This is a genomic window from Sorangium sp. So ce204 (assembly GCF_051526795.1).
Taxonomy (GTDB): domain Bacteria; phylum Myxococcota_A; class Polyangia; order Polyangiales; family Polyangiaceae; genus Sorangium; species Sorangium cellulosum_B.
Genome location: NZ_CP150317.1, coordinates 4690745 through 4713854, shown reverse-complemented (window position 1 = coordinate 4713854; position 23110 = coordinate 4690745). Strand labels below are relative to the sequence as shown.

The 23110-nt window shown below is 70.2% G+C and carries 2 protein-coding genes; both read right to left on the bottom strand.

Features of this window, described 5'->3' with window-relative positions; genetic code table 11:
* Window positions 1-101 precede the first annotated feature (101 nt).
* The gene (locus WMF22_RS17440; RefSeq protein ID WP_438037264.1) at window positions 102-19238 is read right to left on the bottom strand and encodes an SDR family NAD(P)-dependent oxidoreductase; all 19137 of its coding nucleotides are present in this window, start codon (window positions 19236-19238) and stop codon (window positions 102-104) included.
* The gene (gene fabD, locus WMF22_RS17435) at window positions 19235-22756 is read right to left on the bottom strand and encodes an ACP S-malonyltransferase (protein ID WP_438036427.1); all 3522 of its coding nucleotides are present in this window, start codon (window positions 22754-22756) and stop codon (window positions 19235-19237) included. The genes WMF22_RS17440 and fabD overlap by 4 nt, the downstream gene beginning before the upstream one ends.
* Window positions 22757-23110: the final 354 nt, after the last annotated feature.

The following is a 23110-nucleotide window of genomic DNA, read 5'->3' as shown; positions in this document are numbered from 1 at the left end:
ATCGCGCACACCCGAATAGACGATCGTCTCACGTCACTGCGGAGCGCCCCCGGCCTGCCGTCACCCCGCCTCCACGTCGGCGGACCGAAGCCGCGCCGCTCCTACTCGCTCGCGCCGCGGAGGCGCTGGTACGCCTCCGCCACCTCCACGGTATTGCGCTGGACCTGCCGGAACAGATCGAGAATCGTGCTGTCCTGCGTCGCCGTGCCCGGGGTGCCCGCGCTGGCATCGCGGTGCTGCGGCCGCGCCCTCACCCCGTATTGACGTATCCGGACGAGCACCTGCCCCGCTTCGTCGAGCAGCAGCACGTCGAACTTGTGGAGCCCGCCCTGGCTGCCGGCGGGCGTAACCAGCGCGTAGCAGCTCGGCGGCAGCGGTCCGGCGATCGTCAGCTCGCCGATGCCGAACGGCATCGGCCGAAGGGCGCCCGGCGAACCGCGCTCGAGCAACCAGAGCGCAGACTGCAGGGCGCCGTCCAGGAGCCCTGGAGTCAAGACGTAGGCGGCATAAGCGCCGATCTGCGCCGGCGGCAGCTCCAGATGGGCGAGCACCGCGTTCTCACCCTGGTACAACCGCCGGATGATCCGGAACGTGGGGCCATAGTCCAGCCCCGCGCGCTGCAGCGCGAGGTAGCACGCCTCGCGGTCCAGCGATGTAGGGAGGCGGTCTCGGAGCCGCGGCAGATCCACCGACTCCAACGCGAGCGGCGCGGCCGCCTCGCCGTAGAGGATCCGCCCGCTGGCCCGGACGTTCCGCGCGGCGCCGGCATCCTCCGTCCACACCTCGTAGCTCGCTTGATCTCCCTGCGGGTGGAGCGAGATGGACAGGCGCTGCCGGCCTCCCGCGGGCACGATGGCGCTCACCCACACGACATCGCGGAGGCCGAGCGGCTTGCGCCCGGCGGAGAGCTCGCCGGCGGCTCGAGCCATTTCCAGAACGATGACGCCCGGCAGCACGTTGAGGCCTCCGACGACGTGATCGCGGAGGAACGGCTCGCCGCCGGAGAGCTCCGTGGTGAACCGCTGCTCCTCGAACGTCGACGTGTTCGCCGCGAGCAAGGGGTGGAGCGATGCGACGGCGGACGGGCCGCGGGCCCCGGCCCCGTGCGCCGCGTGCTCGGGGAGCCAGTAGCGCTCGCCGCAGAAGGGGTACGATGGCAACGCTACCTGCCTGCAGTCCTCTCCCTCGAAGAGCTCGGCCCAGGGGAGGGCAGCGTCCGCGATGTAGAGCGAGGCCAGCGGCTCGAGGCGCGCGCGGAGCTCGCCTTCCGTGAACGTACCGGCGCGAAGCTCGGCGAGCAGCTGCCTCCCGAGCGGCTCGTCGGCCGCGGCTCGCCGGCTCCCGGACGCCGGTCCGCCGCTCGAGGCAGCGCGCAGCTGTTGCACGAGATCCGACGTGCTCCGGGCCACCAGCGCGATCCGCAGCGGGTGCTGGGTGCGGTGGAGCAGCAGCGTCGAGGCCACGTCGCGCAGCCGCGGCGCGGGGTCCGCGCGCTCGATCCAGTCAGCGAGCCGAAGCAGCCTTTGCCGCAGCGCCTCGTGCGTTTTCGCCGACAGCGCCACGAGATACCAGGGCCGCGCGTCCGGGGCCCGCTCCCGATCGGGCACGTCGCTCGCCTCGCGGACGATCACGTGCGCGTTCGTGCCGCTGAAGCCGAACGCGCTGACCGCGGCCTGCCGCGGCGCTCCCGGAGGCACGTCCCAGTCCTTCAGCGTCGCGTTGACGTAGAAGGGGCTGCCGCGGAAGTCGATGAGCTCGTTCTCCCGCTGGAGGTGCAGCGAGGGCACGAGCTTGCGGTGCTGCATTCCGAGCAGCACCTTGATGACGCCCACGACCCCCGCCGCCGTCAGCGTGTGGCCGATGTTCGTCTTCACCGAGCCGATCGCGCAGTACTGGCGCCGGTCGGTGTAGGCGCGGAACGCGTCCGTGAGCGCCTGGATCTCGATGGGGTCACCGAGCCGCGTCCCCGTGCCGTGCGCCTCGACGTAGGTGATCGACGCCGGGTCGATGCCGAAGCGCTCGTAGACGTCGCGCTCCAGCGCCGTCTGCGACGGCGCGCTTGGCGAGGTGATACCGTTCGTCTTGCCGTCCTGGTTGATGCTCGATCCGGCGATCACGCCGTAGACGCGATCACCGTCGCGGCGGGCCGCATCGAGGTCCTTGAGCACGATCGCGGCGACCGCCTCGCCGGGCACGAAGCCGTCCGCCCGCTGATCGAATGTCATGCATCGGCCTTCGGGCGACAGCATCCCCGTGCGGCTTGCCATCACGTGGAACTCCGGCGTCGTGAGCACCTCGGCGCCGCCCACCAGAGCCATTTCATACGCGCCGTTCCGGATGCCCTCGCATGCGAGGTGCAGCGCTACCAGCGACGACGAGCACGCCGTGTCGATCGGCACGCTCGGCCCTTTGAGGTTCAGGAGGTAGGAGATGCGGGCCGCCAGGATGGAGCTCGACGTGCCCATGAACATGTGAGGGCCCGGCGGGACCTCGCGCTCGATGATGAGTCGCTTGTAATCACCGCCCGAACACCCGACGAAAACGGCGCACCCCTTCCCGTCGAGCTTGTGCTCGGCGCAGCCGGCGTCCTCCAGGGCTTTCCACGACTCCTCCAGGAAGAGCCGCTGCCGAGGATCCATGAGCTCCGCCTCCTTGGGGGAGATGTTGAAGAACAGCGGATCGAAGCTATCGATGTCCGGCAAGAGACCCGCCCACTTGCTGTAGCTCTTGCCGACCGCATGCGGGTCGGCATCATAGAAGCGCGCCTGATCCCAGCGCGCGATCTCCTGCACCGAGTCGACGCCGGCCGCCAGGTTCTGCCAGAGCTCGTGAACGTCGCGCGCGCCGGGAAACCTGCCCGCCATGCCGATGACCGCCACGAGCGGCGGAGCGCTGGGCGCGCGCTGGACCACGCTGAGGCCCTCATCGCGCCGCACGCTCGGGGTGACCTCGGCCGCCGGCCTCCCCTTCCCTGCCCCGTTGCCGCCCCAAGGCAGCTCCTCGGGCAGGTGTGCCTGGTGTACCGCACCGCCGCCGTTGCGCCCCGGGCTCGCGGACAGGTGCTCCAGCGTCCGGGGCTGCCCGCCGCCGCTCGACCCGTTCGTGTGGCTCCCATCCCCTGGGCTACGGGCGGAAGCCTCGCTGGCGCGCTCGACAGCCGGCGACCCGAGCCGGATCGACGCGCCGAAGCGCTCGATCATGTGCGCCGCGAGCTTTCGCACCGTCGGGTAGTTGAACAGGTCGGTGCTGCGCAGCGTGATGCCGAACGCCTTGTTCAGCCGATCGACGATCGCCACCGACTGGATCGAGTCCACCCCCAGGCTGGTGTACGGCGCGGTCGGGTGGATCTCCTCACGGCCCACCTCGAGCACCTGCGCAAGCGTCGTGGTGGTCGTCTCCTCGACGCGTGCCCGGAGCTCGCTCTCCGTCAGCTGCGGGGGGCGCGCGCCCAGCTCGGCGTGCGCCGCGCGCGGGGCGGCGGATGCGCCGGCGCCCTTTGCCGCGCGCGGGGCGGCTGCGCCGCCGTCCTTCGCCGCGGGCTCGCTCTTGGCGGTCGCTGGCGCCGGCGACGCGCCGCGGGCGACGGCGCCTCCGAAGGTGTCGAGCATGTAGCCGGACAGCCTGCGCACCGTCGGGTAGTTGAACAGGTCGGTGCTGCGCAGCGTGATGCCGAACGCCTTGTTCAGTCGGTCGACGATCGCCACCGACTGGATCGAGTCCACCCCCAGGCTGGTGTACGGCGCGGTCGGGTGGATCTCTTCACGGCTCACCTCGAGCACCTGCGCCAGGATGTCGACGACGGCGCGCTCGATCTGCGATCGTGGGCCGCCGCCCGGGGCCGCGCCGGCGAGCGCGGCCTCCGCGGGCGCCCCCGGCGCCTCGCCACCTGCAGCGGCCGCTGGCTGCACGGCGCCGAGGAGGCTGCGGGCCTGAAGCGCCGACGCAGCTCGCGGCGCCTCCCGCCGCGACCCCTCGGCCACAACGCGCCGGACCAAGCCGTCGCTCTCGGCGACCAGCACGCTCTGCCCGAGCCCTCGGCCGCGCGCATCCGTCTGCCCGAGCGTCACCACGTGCGCAAACCCCTCCCGTCCCAGTACCCTGCGCCATGCCTCCGCGCTGAGCAGGGGCGAGGCCGGCAGCCGGAGCGCGTCATCTTCGAACAGCCACCACCCTTCCAGCAAACCGAAGGTGAGCGTCGTGAAGTCCTGGACCTCGGTGACCTCATTGAGGACGAGCCACCCTCGCGCCCGGAGCAGCGACTTGGCGTGGCCGAGCGTGCGCGCGATCTGCCGCGTCGCGTGGAGAACGTTCGTCGCGATGACCACATCGAAGCTGCCGGCAACGAAGCCCTGCGCTTCGACCTCGCGCTCGATGTCGAGGACCCGGAACTCCATGAACGGGAGCGATGCCACAAACCGCTGCTGGCCCTGGTTGATGAAGCCGGGCGAGATGTCCGTGTAGACGTACCGGAGCCGGTCGCCGTGGGCCCGGATCGCGTCGAGCACAGTCACGCTCGTGCCGCCGGTGCCCGCGCCGAGCTCGACGATCTGGATCTTGCGGCCCGCCGGGAGGAGCGGGATCTGCGCTTCCAGATAGGTGAGCACGCTCTCGGCGACGATGCGGTTATAGTAGTTCGACGTCGTGTTGCCCCCATACACGGGCGCGACCAGCTCGGTCGAGCCGCCGGGGAACAGGATCTCGGTCGCCGGGATCTCGCCACGCAGGATCTCGGGATACCGCCTCAAGCACCTCCAGAGGAGCTCCAGGTACGCAACCCGCTCGGGGAATGCGGCAGCCAGGCGCTCCTTCTCCGCGCTCAAGGTGAGCTCGTCCCCCGCCGCGTCGATCGACATCGTGACCACGTCGGGGCCCTCTAGCCGCACGATGTCGGCCCTGGACAAGACGCCGAGGAGCGCGTTGAACAGGCGCGCGTGCGCCGGGGCGACGCCGAGCGCGCCCGCGAGCTCGTCCCAGCGTCGCCGCTCGCCCGCGACCCGAAGCGCGCCCATCTGCCGGAGCGCAGCCAGCAGCATGCGCCTCGCGAAGCGCTCGACCTCGTCGAAGGCCCGGACCGACTCGGCGAAGGAGTGGAGTGGCAGGCTCGTCGGACGCCGATCGAGGGCAGCCGCGCGCAGCATCGGAGGCACTTCGGCCGGATGAACGCTGAGCTCCGCCCCCAAATCGACGCCCATCTGTGCCAGCACCCGCTCCTCGGCAGAGATGGCCATCACCTGCTCGACCGGTCCGCTCAGCACCCGCTCTATCGCGGCCATCCCCTGCTCGGGACCGATCGAGAGCACCCCTTGCTCGGCCATGCTCCGCCGGTGCCCTTCGGTGGCGACGACGCCGACCGTTCCCCAGTAGCCCCAGTTGATGATCCTCACGGGATAGGGCAGGGTCTGACCAAGGTACCGCGCGAAGGCGTCCTTGAACGTGCATGCCGCCGCATAGTTGCTCTGCCCGACATTGCCCGTGAACGACTGCGCGGACGAGAAAAAGAGCAGGAAGTCGAGCGCCTCGCCTCGAATCGCCCGGTAAAGCGCGACGCTGCCGCGCGTCTTCGGCGCGAGCGCGGCGCGAAACGCGGGCTCGTCCATATTCTCGAGGAGCCTATCTCGCAGCACCAGCGCCGAGTGCACGACGCCGTTGATCGCGCCGAACCGCGCGCGCGTCTCCGTGATGGCGCGCCCGATGTCCTCGGGGTCCGTCAAGTCGGCGCGGAGGTAGATCGCCTGGCCGCCCAGCGCCTCGATCCGCGCGAGCGTGTCTCGCTGGGCGGGGCCGAGCACGGTGCGGCCGACGAGCGCCAGCCGCGCACGCGCGGTGGTCGCGAGGTGCAGCGCGAGTTCGAGCCCGATGCCGCTGGCGCCGCCGACGACGAGGTAGACCCCCTCGGACCGGAACGGCGGGAGATCGGCCTTGGGCATCCGTATCGGCGTGAACACCCGCGCGTACCTCCTGCCATCGCGGAGCGCGACCTCGGCGCCGTCCGGGTGACCGATCTCGGAGACGATCGCCTTGACGAGCTCTGGGTGGCCGATCTCGTCCCGCCGAACGTCGAGGCAGCGAACGGACCACGCGGGGTGCTCCCGCGCGAGCGAGCGCGTCAGGCCATACAGCCCCGCAGCGAACGGCGAGATCGATTCCCCCTGAAGGACGCTGTTCACGTCATTCGTCACGACGGTCAGCTGCACGGGAGACGCGGAAAGGCTGCGGCGGCGCAACGCCTTGATCAGCCGGAAGAGCGACAGCACGCCCCGCTGCTCGCAGGCGTCGAGCGCGCCGAGATCGCCGTGCTCGACCGGCGTCGCCTGGAGCCCGCCGAGGAAGTAAATCCTGCCGACGCTCGGGAGCCGATCGAGGCAGGTCGCGATGGCGTCAGGATCGCCGGCGGGGACCTCCCACACGCGCGCCGCTCGTTGCCGCCGCTCGTAACCCAGCCGGATCTCGATGACCTCTTCATCCGGGTGCGCAGCGGCGAGCGCCGCGCCGAGGCCGAGATCCTGGGGCGGCGCGACGATGAGCGTCGCCTGCCGCGCCGCGCCCGCCGCGCTCGGCCCCGCCGCGTCACCGGCGATCGGCGCCTCCCGCCAGCCTGGCCGGAAAAAGAACCGCTCGCGGGCGGGCGCGTCCTTCGCCTCGCGCATGGCGACGTCGTGCAGCTTCACGCAGGCGCGCCCCTCCTCGTCCGAGATCACCGCGTGGAACTGGAGGTTGCCCGCAGCCTGGACATGGAGATGGCCGCGCTGGCCGAGCGGCCGGAGCAGCTCGATCCGGTCCACCGCGAACGGCAGCAGCGCCGCGTTCCCGCCGCCTCCCCCGACGATGGACAGCGCGCCCATGGTCTGCAACGCAGCGTCCAGCAGCGTGGGGTGCGCCGGGTACAGCGCCGCCTCGTCGGCGAACTCGGGCGGCAAGCGAACGGCGGCGAGGGCCTCGCCGTCGCCGATCCACGCTTGCTCGATCGTCCTGAAGTACGCGCCGAGCACGACGCCGGTCGCGCCGAAGGCCTCGTAGAGCGCCTGCTGCCCCATCGCCCGCCCGCAGCGGGCCTTGATCGCCTCCACGGGCAGGCGCGCCGCCTCGCCCTCGGCGGCCGCCGCGGCGCCGAGCGCCCCCTTCGAGTGGACCGTCGCGCCGCCGTCTCCCCCGGAGCGCACCTCGTACTCGAGCGCGCCGCCGTCATCGCGGACGACGACGCGCACCTCCCTGGTGTCCTCGTCGATGACGAGCGGACGCAACCAGGCCACCCGCGTCAGCTCCATCGCGGCCGACTCCTGCACCTGCGCTCCCGCGGCGATCGCCATCGCCAGCTGACCGACGCCCGGGAATACGAGCCGGCCACCAACCTCATGGTGCGCGACGAGGGGCTCGGAGCGCCGGAGCGTCCTGCGGAACGCCACGCCCTCGCGCAGGCTCAGCCCGAGGTCGATGCCGTCAAGCAGCGGGTGCGCCAGCCGGAGGTCCGCGGCCGCTCGTGTCGCGGACTCGCGCCGGCCCTTGGGGATCCAGAACCTGTCCCTGGCGAAGGGATAGGTCGGCAGCGAGATGCGCCGGGGCAGCTGGGCGGGATACAGCAGCTTCCAGTCGACGTCGACGCCGGAGATCCAGAGCTGCGCGAGTTTGTCGAGCCGGCGGTTCTCGATGAGCGTCCGGACGAAGTCCGCGCCCTCTCCTCCGTCGAGGAGGGCCTCCAAGCGCCCCTCGTCGCGCACCGCGTTGCCGCACCACAGCCCGTCGACGTTGTCCTTCCCCTCGTGGAAGGCGCGCAGCTTGGCCGCGAGCTCATCGAGGCTCGACGCGGCGACGACCAGCCGCTCCTCCATGGGCTCGCGGCCGATCTGGAGCGTATAGGCCAGGTCCATCAGGTCGAGGTCGCTCCGTGCGCCGCCCTGCGACTCCGGGCCGGGCGCGGGGCCGAGGCGGCGGGCCACGGCGTCGTGGTGCGCGTCCAGCAGGTGCCACGCCAGCGCGCCGAGGCTCGGCCAATCGATGAAAACCGACGGCGCGAGCGGGACGTCGAGCCGCTCTCCGACACGGCGCGCGAGCTCTGCCGCGTGCACGGCGTCGAGCCCGAGCTCCGCGATCGGTTCATCCAGCGAGACGTGCGCCTCGGCAAGGCCACCCACCTGCACCGTGAGGGCGACGAGCTCGGTCTCGAGAAGCTGCGCGAGCTGCTCGCCATCCGACACCGGGGCCGGCGCCCCGGCGCCCGACGGCGCAGCCTTCTCGATGAAGCGCGTCGTCCTGGCGACGTACTCCTGCAGCCGCTCCTTCGTCTTCGCCGACAGCGGCACGATGCACGGGGCCCCGGCGGATCCAGCCGGCCTGGACGGCGGGACGAACTCCTCGAGCACCACGTGCCCGTTCACGCCCCCGAAGCCGAAAGAGCTCACGCCGGCGCGGCGCGGGACCGTACGCCCGTGCTCGTCCTTGATACGCTCCCATGGGCGCCCCTCGGTCACGAGAAAGAAGGGGCTATTCTCCAGCTGGATATACGGGTTGATCTCGGTGAAATGAATGGTGGACGGGATGCGCCCGTGCTTCATCGCGAGGATCACCTTGAAGATCCCCGAGATCGCGGCGGCAGGCTCCAGATGGCCGATGTTCGATTTCACGGAGCCGACGCCGCAGTAGCTGCTCGACGGCTGCGGCAGCCCGCGCCGCCGGAACATCTCTTTGAACGCCTTCTTGAGCCCGTTGATCTCGATGGGGTCGCCGAGGCTCGTGCCCGTGCCGTGGGCTTCCATGTAGGTGACGGTCGCCGGATCGATCTGCCCCTCCTCGAAAGCGCTGGTGATCAGCTCGGCCTGTGCGTTCGGGTTGGGCGCGGTCATGGTGTTGACCTTGCCGCCGTGGTTGACCGCGCTGCCGCGGATGACCGCGTGGATCTGATCGCCGTCCGCGAGGGCTCGACGGAGCGGCTTGAGCAGCAAGGCGCCCGCGCCCTCGGCGCGCACGTAGCCGTTGGCCCGCTTGTCGAACGCCTTGCAGCGCCCGTCGAGGCTGAGCATGCCGGCCTTGCTGAACGAGACGAACACCATCGGGTGCAGCAGCAGGTTGATCCCGCCGGCGATCGCCACGTCGCAGCTCCCGGCCCAGATCGCCTCGATGGCCTGTCGTATCGCGACGAGCGAGCTGGAGCACGCCGTGTCGACGGGCACGCTCGGACCGCGCAGGTTGAACAGGTAGGAGATCCGGTTCGCCAGGATGGAGTGGAACATCCCAGTCGTCGTGTACGCCTCGGTGTCCACGCGGTTCTCGCGGAGCAGCTCGGAGTAGTCGAGCAACGACACACCCGCGAACACGCCCGTTCGGCCTTTGGCCAGCTCCGACACGCGGTAGCCCGCGTCCTCGATCGTCCTCCAGACGACCTCGAGAAAGACACGCTGCTGCGGATCCATGAACTCGGCCTCACGCCGCGAGATACCGAAGAAGCGGGCGTCGAACTTGTCGACGTCCTCGATGAACCCGCCCCATTTGATGTTCGTCTTGTTCGGCTCGGTCGCCGGATCGCCGAACCAGGCTCGCCAGTCCCAGCGGTCCTTCGGGATCTCTGTGATGAGATCGCGCCCCTCCGCGAGGTGGCGCCAAAACGCTTCGAGATCCTCGGACTGCGGCATGATGCCGCTCATCCCGATGATCGCGACCGGCTCGCGCGCGAGCGCGCCTGCCTGGCCGAGCGCCGCCATTCCTTCCACGCTCGACCCATACGCGCCTCCCGGCGCCGCCGGCTCGTCGGCGCCGGCCCAGGTCGCCCCCGCCGCGCCGCCGCGCTCGGCCGACCCGCGCATCTCTGCCGCGGCCGCGGGCTCCGCGGCGCCGCCGCGGTCGTCTGCGCTCATGCCGTAGCGCCGGGCCAGGTCGCCGCCGTGCTCCTCGACGAGGTGATGAGCGAGCCCGCCCAGCGTCGGATGCTCGAAGAAGATCGCGGGCGTGATTTCGAGGCCGAGCTGCGCGTTGATCTGGTTCGACAGGGTCATCAGCGCAATGGATTCGATGCCGTACTCGGAGATGTTCTGATCGAGGCTGATTCGGCCCTCGGGGAGCTTCAGCATGGCGGAGAGCATCCGCCGGAGGTCGCGCTGGAGCGGGGCGATCAACGCGTCGGCCGGCACGGGGTGGGCGGGGCCCACCGGCGCCGGACCGCGCCCGCTCGCTGCTGCGGGCGCGGGCGCCGGCGCGTCGGGCGCGTCGGGCGCGGGCGCGTCGGGCGTGGTCGCCCGCGCGACCCGCGCGATCTGCTGCGGCTCTCCCTCGATGACTGCCACGTGGGCGGCGCCAGTCGCGAGCGCGAGCTCGAACGCGCGGAGCCCCGCCTCGGTCGACATCGGCCGCATCCCGAACGACGTGAGCAGATGCTGCTCCGTCTGCGCGTCCACCCTCATGCCGCCGTCGCGCCAGAGCGGCCAGTTGATCGAGATCGTCTTCCCGACGCGCTGGCCGGCCGCACGGAGCGCCTCACGTCGCTCGGCGAATGCGTCCAGGAAGCCGTTGGCATAAGCGTAAGCGGCCTGGCCCAGGTTGCCGAGGAGCGCCGTCGTCGAGGAGAAGAGCGCGAAGAAGTCGAGCGGCTGATCGCGCAGCGCCTCGTCCAGGTACATCGCACCGAGCAGCTTCGGGCGGATCACGGCCGCCGCGTCCTGCAACGTCTGGTTGCGGACGAGCGCGTCCCGGATCACCCCCGCGGCGTGCACGACGCCGTGGATCGAGCCGAAGCGCGACCGGGCGGCCGAGACGAGCCGCTCCACGTGATCGCGCTGGGAAACGTCAGCTCGGATGTAGTCGATCTCGGCGCCGAGGCGCCGGAGCTGCTCGAGGCGGGCGGCCTTGCCGGAGTCGAGCGACGAGCGCCCGACGAGCGCGACGCGCGCCCGGACGGTGCGCGCGAGGTGCTCGCAGAAGATCAGGCCCAGGCCGCCGAGCCCGCCCGTGACAACGTAGACACCATGGTCCCGCAGGGGTGCCGTGCTCGCATCGACGCGCATGGCCCCGAGGTCGAGCTGCTGCAGCCGGCGCATCCACCGCTGCGAGCGCTCGTACCGGATCTCCGTGGCCACGGCGCTCTCCGCGCGCAGCTCCCGCGCCACGATGTCGGCGAGGTCCCCCGCTGCCATCGTGGAGAGGTCGTCCCCACGGAGCTCCAGCGCCTTGAAGCGGAGCCTGGGATTCTCGAGCTGGAGCGTGCGGCCGAACCCGCCGATCGCCGCATGCCGCGGCAGGGCCCCCCCGGGGCCGCTCGCGTAAGCGTACAGCATCTGCACCCGGTCTTCCGTGCCCCGCCGGACGAGCGCCTGGCTCAAGAGCAGCAGCGCGTAGACCCCTCGGCCGAGCTGGTCCTCCAGCGCTCCCGGCGCGTCGTCCTGGCGATCGTCCGCCCAGCGATGGACGACGGCGCCGGGCATCCACCCGGCTGCGCGGAGCGCCTCCAGCAGGGCGGCGTAGTCGTCGGGCGCGCCAGGGCGGACCGTGTACCGGCGCTCCCCCGTGCGCTCGAAGCGCGACCCGGGCTCCACGAGCACGACCTGCGGCGCCCCCGCCCCCTCCCCGCCCAGCCTGGCCTCCAGCGCGCCCCGCAGGGCATCGCCGGTATCGAGCAGCAGGACGGGGCGCGACAGCGCCCGCGCCGCCGCCTCGAGCGGCAACGCAGCGGGCTCCCATGTCGTCCCCAGATACACGACCGATCCAGGGGCGCGCGTCGCCGCGAGCTCAGCCGCGGCGGTCGTTGGCCCGGCCGGCTGCATCGGCCGGCACACGAAGTTCTTGATCCGGACCAGCACCTTCCCGGCCTCGTCCGAGATCAGCACGTCGAATTTTTGCACTGCCGACCGGAGCGCTTGGTCGCCGCCGAGCAGGCGGACGTAGGCGAAGCAGACGTCGGGCAGCGGGCCCACGACCTCGTACTCTCCCACGCTGAAGGGGATGTGGATGACCTCCTCGTTGCCCCTGAGCCCCGCGAGCGCGGTCACCTGCTGAGCCCCGTCGACGAGCGCCGGGTGCAGCGCGAAGCGGCGCGCGCCGTCGCGCAGGTGCGGCGGCAGCTCCATGCGCCCGATCGCCTCGAAGTCTCCCGCGCGCACCTCGACGTTGACCTGGTAGCTGGCCCCGAGCCGCAGTCCGATGCGGGCAAGCCGGGCGTAGCCCTCCGCGACGGGAACGCTCCTCGGGCAGCGTCGCCGGACGGCCTGCAAGTCCACGTGCTCGGGACGCTCGTCGCCGCCCGCCGGGGCGTACACGACCTTGCCCTGCGCGTGCGAGATCCGCTCACCGCCGCGAAGGCTGTAGACCTCGACGTCCGCAGCGTCTCCCGCCGGGACCAGGCGCGCGTAGACGTCGACCGGCTCGGCGGCGGCCCGGATCGGGCTCGTGAAGGTCACGTTCTTGATCCTTCGCGCCGGCCTCTCGCCAGCGAGCTCGCCCGCCGATCGCGCCATCTCCGCGATGGCCACCCCAGGGAGCACCAAGCTCTCCCCCACGCCGTGATCGCGCAGGAAGAATTCGTCGCCCGTGAGCGCCTTCTTGAACCTGATCTCGGTCAGCGTGGACACGTTGGCGTCGATCAGCGGGTGCAGGCCATCGCCTGCCGGCAGCCCGACGGCGGGCGGTTCCTCGCACAGGACCTCGCGATCCGAGATCCACACGCGTTCGTTCAAGAAGGGATAGGTCGGCAGCGACACCCGCCGCCGCTCCCCGCGCGCGGGGAGCCGGTGCCAGTCGATCTCGGCGCCCTGGACCCACGCCTCCATCAACGGCTCGAGCCGCCGCTCGCGAACCCAGAGCTGCACGCGCTCTGCCGCTTCTGCCTCTGTCCACGCGCGCCGCTGCGCTCGGGTGACGTCGCCGCGCGCGGCACGGCCCGGCGCAAGCTCGCCGCGCAGCGCGCGGCGGAGCGCACCCGCGGCCTCCTCGACCCCCCCGGCGAGGATAGCCAGGCGGTGATCCATCGCCTCTCGGCCGATCTGCAGAGTAAAGGCGACATCCGCCAGGACGTGATGGGGAGCCGCGGCGCTGGGCCCCTCCAGAAACGCGGCCAGCCGCTCGGCATAAGCCATGAGCTGTTCGTCGCCCTTCGCCGAGAGCACGATGAGCTCCGGCTGCGGCCGGATGGCAGCTCGATCGTCGGGGGGCATATCGTACTCCTCGATCACCACGTGCGCGTTCGAGCCGCCCGCGCCGAATGAGCTGAGGCACGCCCGGCGCGGCGGGGCCGCTCCGCCCGCGGGCACGGCCGCGGTGGTCTCCCAGGGAGCAAGGCCGCGCTGCACAAAGAAGGGCGTCTGCTCGAAGTCGATGTTCGAGCTCAGGCGCTCCGTGTGGAGCGACGGGACGAGCGTCCGGTGGCGCATCTGGAGCAGGATCTTGGTGAGCCCAGCGATGCCCGCTGCGGCTTCGAGGTGCCCGATGTTCGATTTGATCGAACCGATCGCGCAGTACTGGCGTCCCTCGGTGTTCTCCCGGAACGCCTTCGTCAGGCCGGCGATCTCGATCGGATCCCCGAGCGCGGTCCCGGTGCCGTGCGCTTCCACGTACGTCACGGTGCCGGCGTCGACATTTGCGTTCCGCAGCGCCTGCAGGATGAGCGCCGCCTGCGCGTTCGGGTTCGGCACGGTGTAGCCGTTGGTCCTGCCCCCGTGGTTGCTCGAGCTCCCCTTGATGATGCCGTGGATCGGGTCGCCGTCCATGAGCGCGCGGCGCAGCGGCTTGAGCAGCACGGCGCCGACTCCCTCCCCTGGCACGAAGCCGTCGGCGCCGGCGCCGAAGGCGCGGCACCGGCCCGTGGGCGACAGCATTCGCTGCTGGCACATCCACGCGTACTTGGAGGGATGCAGCGTCAGGTTGACGCCTCCGGCGAGCGCCAGGCCCGACTCGCCGCGGCGGAGGCTCTCGCACGCGAGGTGAATCGCGGTGAGCGACGACGCGCACGCGGTGTCGAGCGGAACGCTCGGGCCGTGCAGGTCGAGCACATAGGAGACCCGGTTCGCGATCGACCATGGCATGGACATCGGGATCGCGTGATTGCCCGCGCGCCATTCGCTGGGCCCGAGGAGCAGGTACGTGTTCGTCGTCACGCCAACAAAGACCCCGACTTCTCCTCCGCCCTCCTGCGTGCGCTCACGGAGCGACTGCCTCGTGTATCCGGCGTCCTCGAACGCCGCCCATGCGACCTGCAGGAACAGCCGCTCCTGAGGGTCCAGCGTCTCGGCCTCTTTGGGGGAGATGTTGAAGAAGAGCGGGTCGAACTTGTCGACATTCTCCAGGAAGGCCCCCCACTTTGCGTAGATCTTCCCCTTGCTCGCGTGCTTCGGATCGGGGTCGTAGTACTTGCGGTAGTCCCACCGGTTCGGCGGCACCTCGGTCACGCAGTCCCTGCTGGACCTCAGCGTGTCCCACAGCTCGTCGATGTCCCTGGCGTTGGGATACCGGCCGGCCAGGCCGACGATCGCGATGTCTTCATCGCGCAGCACGTCCGCGCCATCGCCTCGGGTCGCGCGCGCGGCGGACGGCGCCGCGGCGCCGCTCTGCGACCGCGACTCGCCGTCTCCACTCTCCCTGCCGTCTTGCATGCGGAACATCCCTGCGAGCGCCGTGGCATGATTGTTCACGAAGAAATCCGTAAGCTCCGACAGGTTACGCGTCTCGAAGAGCAGCGTCTTCGACGTGGCGCCGAGCAGCCTCTCGATCCTCGTATTGAAATGGTGCACGAGCAAGGAGTCGATCCCATACGATTCGAAGTCCTCCCGCGGATCGATCTCGACGCTCGGAACACGCGTCTCCTCGGCAAGGATCTGCCTGAGCCACCGCTCGGTCTCGAAGCGCAGGGCCTTCCTATCGATGTCGAGCGCCACACCGCGGGTCTCCGGGGCGGCGCTGACAGCAGGCGGCGCGGCGTCGAGGCCGAGGAACACGCGTACCTTCGAGCGATCGCCGCAGACGGCCAGACACTGGTGCCCGGCGGCGCGCGCGGCGAGGACGTCCCAGAGCTGCATGCCTTGCTTCGCGGTCAGCAGGACCAGGCCGCTTTGCTCGGCGTAGCGACGGCGCTCCTCGTCCGAAGGCAGCATGCCCCCGTCCTCCCAAAGAGGCCAGTTGATCGACAGCGTCCTGCCGGCGCGCCTTCCGGCCGCTCGCAACACTTCCCGGCGCTCCGCGAAATGATCGAGAAAGCTGTTGCTGTACGCGTAATCGGTGAGACCGGCGTAGCCCTTCAGGGCGGCGAGCGAGGAGAAGAGCACGAAGAAGTCGAGCTCGGTGGACGCCAGAGCCGCGTCGAGGTTCAGCGTCCCGTACACCTTGGGGGCGAGGATCGCCTCGATCTCTGTCGGCCCTTTGCGGATGAGGGGCGCCGGGCGGTAGACGCCCGCCGCGTGGAAGACTCCGCGGATCGGGCCGAATCGCGGAGTCACGTCCCGAACGAGCGCTTGCGCCTCGGCTGGCCGCGTGATGTCCGCACGGATGTACGTGACGGCCGCCCGCCCGATGGCGTTCAGCCGCTCGATCCGGGCGCGCCGCGCATCGGTGAGCTCGGACCTACCGACCAGCACGAGCTGCGCCCGCTGCTGGCGCGCGAGGTGCTCGGCGAAGAGGAGGCCGAGCCCGCCCGCGCCGCCGGTGATGACGTACACGCCGCCGTCGCGAAGGGTTAGCGACGCCGCGCCGGCGTCCGTCGGCGCTTCGAGATCTGCTTCACGGAGGCCACGCACGAAGCGGCGGCGCCCGATGTAACGGACCTCGATCCCGGCCCCCTGCGTTTCGCCCAGCTCCTGCGCGAGCGCCCACCACGCGTCGCTCCGCGCGTGGAGCGATCGCGGCTCGATCGCGCCCCGCAGCTCGACCGTCGTGCAGCGCAGCGTGCTGGTCTCCTCGGCGAGCGCCCGCACGAGCCCGCCGACCGCCGCATGCTGCGGCAGCACCTCGGAGCCGGCGGCAAAGACGTAGAGCGACCGCACCGGCGCACCAGCCCGCTCGGCGAGCAGCGCCTGAGAGAGCGTGATGAACGACAGGGCGCCCTCGTTGAGCTGCTCGCGCAACGCATCGGCGCTCTCAGGAAAGATGGGCAGTGACCAGGCATGGACGATACGGCTGGGCCAGAGCCCCCGCCCTGCGATCTCGTGTATGAGGCGCTGGTACTCCCCCGCGGCCCCGCCTACCTCGTAGGTCAGCCCGCCGAGATCGCGGAATCTTGCCCCCGGCAGCACGAGGACCACGGGCGCGCCGGGCACCGCGAGCTGCTCCCGTGCGGCGGTCCGCATCTCCTCGTCGCGGGCGAACAGCAACAAAGGGCGGTCCGGCTCCCCGCCGCGCGCGACCTGCGCCAGCGGTCGCTCCTCCCAGGAGGCCCCGGCATAGATCCGATCGGCATGGACCTCCGGCGCCGGCGCAGCGCCTTCCGCGGCACCCACCGGCGCTTCCGCCGGCAACCAGAACGAGCGGCCCTCGAACACGGTGACCGGAAGCGAGACCTTCTTGAACGTCCCTTGCGGAAATAGCCGATCCCAGGCCAGCTCTGCACCGCTCAACCACAGCCTGAGCGCCGCCTGCTCGGTCGACTCGGAGAGATCCCCGGCCACGGCGATCTCCGCGATCGCATCGGGCGAGGACAATCCATCCACCTTTCCTAGGCGCAGCGCGACGCGACCGGACGGCGGCGCGCCGCCGCGATCCAAGGCATCGCGCAGCCATGCCCCCGGGTCGGGGATCTCGACGATCGTCTGGCTGTGCTCGCGCAGCAGCGGATAGCTCCCGTCAGGCCGCAGATGCTGCATGCGGCGCTGCAGCGCGGCCGAGGCGCTCGCAACATCTGGGCGCTCGTCCAGGATCAGCCCGGCCGCAACCTCAATGGGCAGAACGCCGTCGATCACCAGCGCGAGGAGCTCCAGGAACGACGCCCCCAGGCGAGGCTTCGGCGGCGTGAGGTCCCATTTGCGGCTCAGCTTGCCCATGGCGCTCAGGACGATCAGCATCAGGAGCACACGGCGCTTCGACGCGCGGCCCTGGGGCGCGTCCACGAGCAATGCGTCCTCGGACAGCAGTCGCTCGAGGGACTCCCCGCGCGCCCGCAGGGCCGGCGCCCACTCCTCCAGGAGCTTCCTGTACGTGAATTGCGAGCGATGGAGCGCGCGCGCCTTGCGCACCTGCGTCGCGAGGTCGTCCCCCGGGTCCGAGAGCCCCTCGACGAGCAAACGAGCGTAGCCCTCGTCGAGCGCATACGGCAGCAGAGGCAGCCCGGCGACCGGATCGTATACGGTGATCTGCGGGCGCCGGAGCGCTGGCAAAGGCGCGCGCCCGCTGAGGGCGGCGAGCGCCGCCTCCAGGCCGAGCGCGCCGCTCGCGGTCAAAATACCCCACATCCCCTCGCCTTCACCGACGAGCAGCGCCGGCGTGAAGGCGCGGAGCAGCTGCGACAGGTAAGCATGCCCGACGAGAAGTCGAAAGCACGCGTCTTCCCCCGGAGCCCACGTGTCGCGCCACAGCGCCTGGCCGTCCGGCGCGCCCGGTCCCAGCTGCGCCAGCGCCTGAAGGCCTTCCTCCACGAGGGGGCCGAACCCGGGATCGCGCTCGGCCAGCGAGCGCACCGCCGCGCCGCCACGGAGCGTCACCGCCGCGACGCGCAAGGCCTGTGGTGCTTCGGCGCGATGTGAAGGCGCAGCCCGCTCGGCGGTGATGAGCCCGCGCAGCTCGTCCCGACTGCGGATCCAGCCGCCGAGGCGGAAGGGATGCGAACGCCGGCCGGTCGCCAGCGTCGCGCAGATGTCGCGCAGGCGACACCGGGAGAAATCCTCTGTCTCGACGAAGCCCCGCCAGGCATCGCGCAGCCGTTCCAGCGCGCTCGGCGACCTGGCGGAGAGCATGAATGGGAAGCCGTACGGCTCGTCGGCAGGAGCGGCCGCCCCGGCGGTCTCGGCGACCACGTCGCCGTGAGACTCCATCAGCACGTGAGAGCTCACCCCGCCGAAGCCGAACGAGCTTACGCCAGCGCGCAGCGGCAAGCCCGCTGCTCGGCTCCGCCACGGTTGCCGCGCGACGACCACGGCGAAGGGCGAGCCCGCGAAGTCGATGATCGGGTTCGGCTCGCGGTGGTGCAAGCTCGGCGGGATCTCACCGTGACGCATCATCATGAGCACCTTGATCACGCCGGCGATGCCCGCCGCCGCGTCGAGGTGCCCGATGTTCGTCTTCACCGATCCGAGCCCGCAGAACTGGCGCTCCGCGGTGAAGCGACGGAACGCGCGCGTGAGCGCCTCGACCTCGATCGGATCACCGAGCGAGGTACCAGTGCCGTGGGCTTCGACGTACGTCACCGTCTCCGGGCTGAAGCCGGCCTCTTCGTAGGCCGCGACGATCACGTCGTGCTGCGCCTCCACCGTGGGCGCGGTGAGCGAAGGGGACGCGCCGACATGGTTGACCGCGGCGCCCTTCACCACGCCATAGACGTGATTGCGCATCGACTCGGCGTCCCGCAGCCGCTGCAGCAGCAACACGCCGACGCCCTCGCCCGGCACGTACCCGTCCGCGCTCTGGTCGAACGCCTTGCACTGCCCTTCCGGGCTGAAGAAGCGTGCTTTCGAGAACGAGATGTACTTGAACGGGTGCATGTGGAGGTTGACCGCCCCCACCAGCGCGTAGTCGATCTCTCCTCGCTCGAGCGCACGCTTGGCATGATGGATGGCGACCACCGACGAGGCGCACGCCGCGTCGATCAGCAGGCTCTCGCCGTGCAACCCGAGCACATACGATATGCGGTTGGCCAGGATGCAGCCATAGTTCCCCTGCGCCGCGTAGCTGTCGATCGAGCCGCCGGGAGCCGCGATCTTGAGCTGGTAGTCCTGGTTCATCGTCACGGCGTACACCGCCGTTCGCTTCGCCTGGAGCTCGGACAGGGGCATCCCCGAGTCCTCGACGCAGCGCCACGCCTCCTCCAGCAAGAGGCGCTGCTGCGGATCCATGCTCATCGCCTCGCGGGGAGATATCTGAAAGAAAGCGTCGTCGAACCTGTCGATGCCGTCGAGCGCGCCGAGCCACTTGCCCGTGCTCCGGTTCGGCGCGGTCACATCGGGCGAGTAGTGCTCCGACAGGCTCCAGCGCTGCGCCGGGATCTCCTTGATCGAGTTCACTCCACGCAGCAAATTATCGAAGAATTCCCGACTGTTCGCAGCTTCGGGAAACCTCCCCGAGACACCGATGATGGCGATGTCCGCGGCGCCCGACGGAGCAGCGCCATTCTTCCCATTGCGGCTCAAGATCCCGTCTCCTCGAAGCGAGCCTCCAGCGGGCTCCGCTCGCGCTCCTCGGCGAGCCCCAGCCTGGTCCCCGCGGCCTGCGCGACGCTCGCCGTCAGGACCCGAAGCCGCTCGCCGAGCAGCTCGGCGGCGCCGTCCATGAGCGTCTCCGCGATCACATCGACATGGCGATCCTCCCAGCGCTCGAGCGCCGAGCCTTTCACCCAATGGTTGAACCCGCCCATCGACGGATCGCAGTACACCTGATAGTCGACCCGGCGCTCCTCGTCGCCGCGCGCCGCCAGCATGGAAGCCTCCTCGAAGTAGCGTTGGAAGATGAGCCCCATCTTGTGCTTCGGGCTCCGCTCCGCCTTCTCGATCGCCTGGAAGCCGCGGCGGCCGAGCGCCGCCATGACGTCGCCGTAGACCTCCTGCAGGCTGCGACGGAAGATCTTTTCCTCGACCTGATGCCTGTCGCGCGCGCTGAGCTGGTCGAACGCGTCGTGCTGGCGGTAGAGCTGATACAACTTGTTCGCCCGCGCGGGGAAGAAGAGCCCCTTGCGCAGCGCCTGCGTCCTGGCGCCCGTCTCGAAAGCATGGCCGGCGGGGACGCACTCGCTGTCCTGCACGCCTGCGCGATCGAGCAGCTGCTTGGCGGCGTCGCTCAGCCGGGCTTCGTGCGTGCACTGGTTGATCGCGCCCGTCATGACGAAATCCGCGCCGTGGAGCATCGCGGTCGCCACCGCGCCGGGCGTCCCGATCGCGCCGACCCCCACGCGCACCCGCCGCGAGTAGCCGAACCTGCCCCCAGCCGCGTCCCGGAGCGACTGGACGACCGGCAGCAGGACGAGCGTATCGATATTCAGGATGGAGTCCGGCACGAGGCACACGTCGTCCACCATAGCCACCTTGCTGGCCAGCTCCGCCTCCAGCGCCGTCACCGCCCCGGCGGCGAGCAGGCCCTTGACCACACGCTCCGGCGCTGGGCTCATGAAAGCCTCCGCGAGCTCGGGCCGGGATACCCTGACCAGCACGCGGTGCTGTACGGAGACGCCTGCGCCGCGCCCCGCGCGCAGCCCCTTCAGCCGGTAGCGCACGAGCGCGGGCGTCACATGCAGATAGTCCACGAGCTCTGTGTTCGTGACTCCATGCCGCAGCAGCAGATCGATGCTCGCCTCCTCGGCCTCGTGCGCGCTCGGATCCCAGGCCAGGCTGGCGCCGTACGGCTGCCCTTCGACGAGATGGCCGCGAATTTCGGCCAGCGCGGCATCGAGCTCCGACGACGTGAGGCCGCCCGTTCCCAGGAAGCCGAGGAGGCCGCGCTGCGCCAGCCTCACCACGAGCGCGGGTGAAGTGATACCCCGCGGCAGCCCGCCCGCAGCATACGCATGCCGCACCCCATACTCTCGCATGAACGCCGCATCGCCGAGCGCGGAGGCGCGGCCCAGCCACCGGAGCGTCGCCGCTCGGGCGGGCCGCCCCGGAGCCGCCTTGCCGTCGACCGGCACGGGCGCGACGCGCTCCGGCGTGCCCCGCTCCGCCGGCGCCGCTTCTGCCGCCAGCGCCGCGCCGTTGGTCGCCTTCGGCGCCTCGTGGCGGGCCATGGCGAGCGCCTGCGCCGCCGGACGGGCCGGCTCGCGCTCCGGCGCCACCAGCGGGAGCGGCTCGCGCTCCGATGCCGCCGGAGGAAGCGGCTCTTTTCGGATCTTCTCGATGAGCTTCGTGAGGACGTTGCCCGGCCCCGCCTCGACGAACTCGGCCATCCCCTCCCGAAGCAGAAACTGCACCGTCGCGGTCCACCGCACGGGCTGCGTGAGCTGCTTTGCGAGCAGTTCGACGATCCGGTCGCGCGTATACAGCGCCGCCTCGGCGTTGGACACGACGGGGATCCTGAGGTCCGCATACTGGAACTGCCGCAGGAAGGCCGTGAGCTCGCCCTTCGCGGGCTCCATGTAACGCGAATGGAAGGCCCCGCTCACCGGCAGCTGGATATACGACTGAGCTCCGGCTGACTCGAAGACGGGCCTCGCACGCTCGACGGCGTCGCGCCGCCCGGAGATCACGATCTGACGCGGCGAGTTGATGTTGGCGAGGTCGATCGCCTGGAGCCGGTTCTCCTCGATGACCCGCTGGACCATCGCCTCGGACAGGCCAATCACCGCGGCCATCCCCCCGCCCTCGACCCTGGCCATGAGCTCGCCGCGGCGCTGGACGAGCCGCAGCCCGGTCTCGAAGTCGAAGGCCCCCGCGGCGAATAAGGCGTTGTACTCACCGAGGCTGTGGCCGGCCACGAAGGCCGGCGCGTCGCCGGCCTCCTGAGCCAGCCGCAGGTACGTCAGCGCGTTGACGACGTAGAGCGCCGGCTGCGTGTACTGGGTCTGGCCGAGGCGATTGTCCGGGTTCTCCAGGCAGAGCTGCCGCACCGAGTATCCGAGGATCTCATCCGCCTTGGCCACGAGCTCCGGGAACTGCTGAAAAACGCCCTCGCCCATCCCTTTACGCTGAGAGCCCTGCCCAGGAAATACGACCGCCCTCATCGCCCTCGTCTCCTTTGCATCTAGCGCTGGCCTGTGCTCGGCGGGTCCGCGCGCGAGCTGACCCGTCACGTTCTCGAAATTCTTGTGATCTTGCGCGAAGGAGGTGATCACGGGAAAGACCTTCGCCGACGATCCCTTGCCGAGATTGTATTTGACAAAATTCGCGAGCGTCCCCGAAGGCCCGAGGTCCACGTAGACGAGGTCCTCCCGTCGCTCCTCCAGGGCCACGATGGCCTCGCGCAACAAGATGGGCTTCCGCACCACGTCCCAGAGGTAGCCGTCACCCATCTCGGTGATGATCCGCCCGTGAAAGCAGGACGCGAGCGGCAGCGCGGGCTTTCGAAGCAACTTCGTGCGGAGGAACGTCCTGTATCTCTCCTCCGCCGGGTCCATGAACGATGAGTGAAACGCGTAGGGCGCCGGCAGCTCCTGAAACAGAATGTTCTTCTTCCGGAGATATTCACAGATGCGCTCGAGCCCCTCGCGGCTGCCCGCGACGACGAAGTGCTTGGCGTAATTGATGCCCGCGATCTCGCTGTTTTCACGCAGGATCGCTTCCTCCTCGTACAGCGCCGGATCATGCATGATCGCGAGCATCCCGCCGCCGGTGCAGCACGCCTCCAAGATGTCAATTTGTTGAAAGATCGCCTCAAGGGCGTCCTCGGCGCTCATCGAGCCCGCGACAGCGCAGGAAGCGTACTCGCCCATGCTCGCCCCGAGCAGATACGCGGGCGTCACGCCGCTGTCGATGAGCACCTGCGCAAGCGCATACTCAATCACGAAAATCGCCGGGTGGCTGAACTCGAGATGCCCGCAGAACTCCCCACGCGGCTTATGCTCGGCGTAGAGGTGCTCGAGCAGCGATCGCCCCCTCATCCCGCGAACCATGTCATCGAGCTCACTGACTCGCGCACGGAACCCGGCATGGCAGTCGAAGAGATCCCTGCCCATCTGATAGTACTGGGATCCCTGGCCCGAGAACATGAAAACAATGCTTGACATAGTCGCCTAGCCGCGCATGAGGACCTGACACTCAACCCTAATCGATGGCATCAAGGATGGCCGCGTCTGTCAATCCCCCAGCACACCTCCGCCCCTCGTAAACAACAAGAACTGGGGAATATGGTCGAAACAAAGCGAATTCCGACACATACGAAACACCATCCGGCAACAATCATGGACGTCCGACGCCCGATGGACCGGGGCTCGGATGCACTGCGATACTTTGACCCTGCCAACGTCGTAAGGCGCCGGTGCCGTCAAGGGCTCAGCGCGCGGCTCCGACGGTGCGACCGCGCCGGTGCCTGGCGGTCAGCGCATCGTCGCGATCCACCTGCCCCTCGAACGTCATGAAGA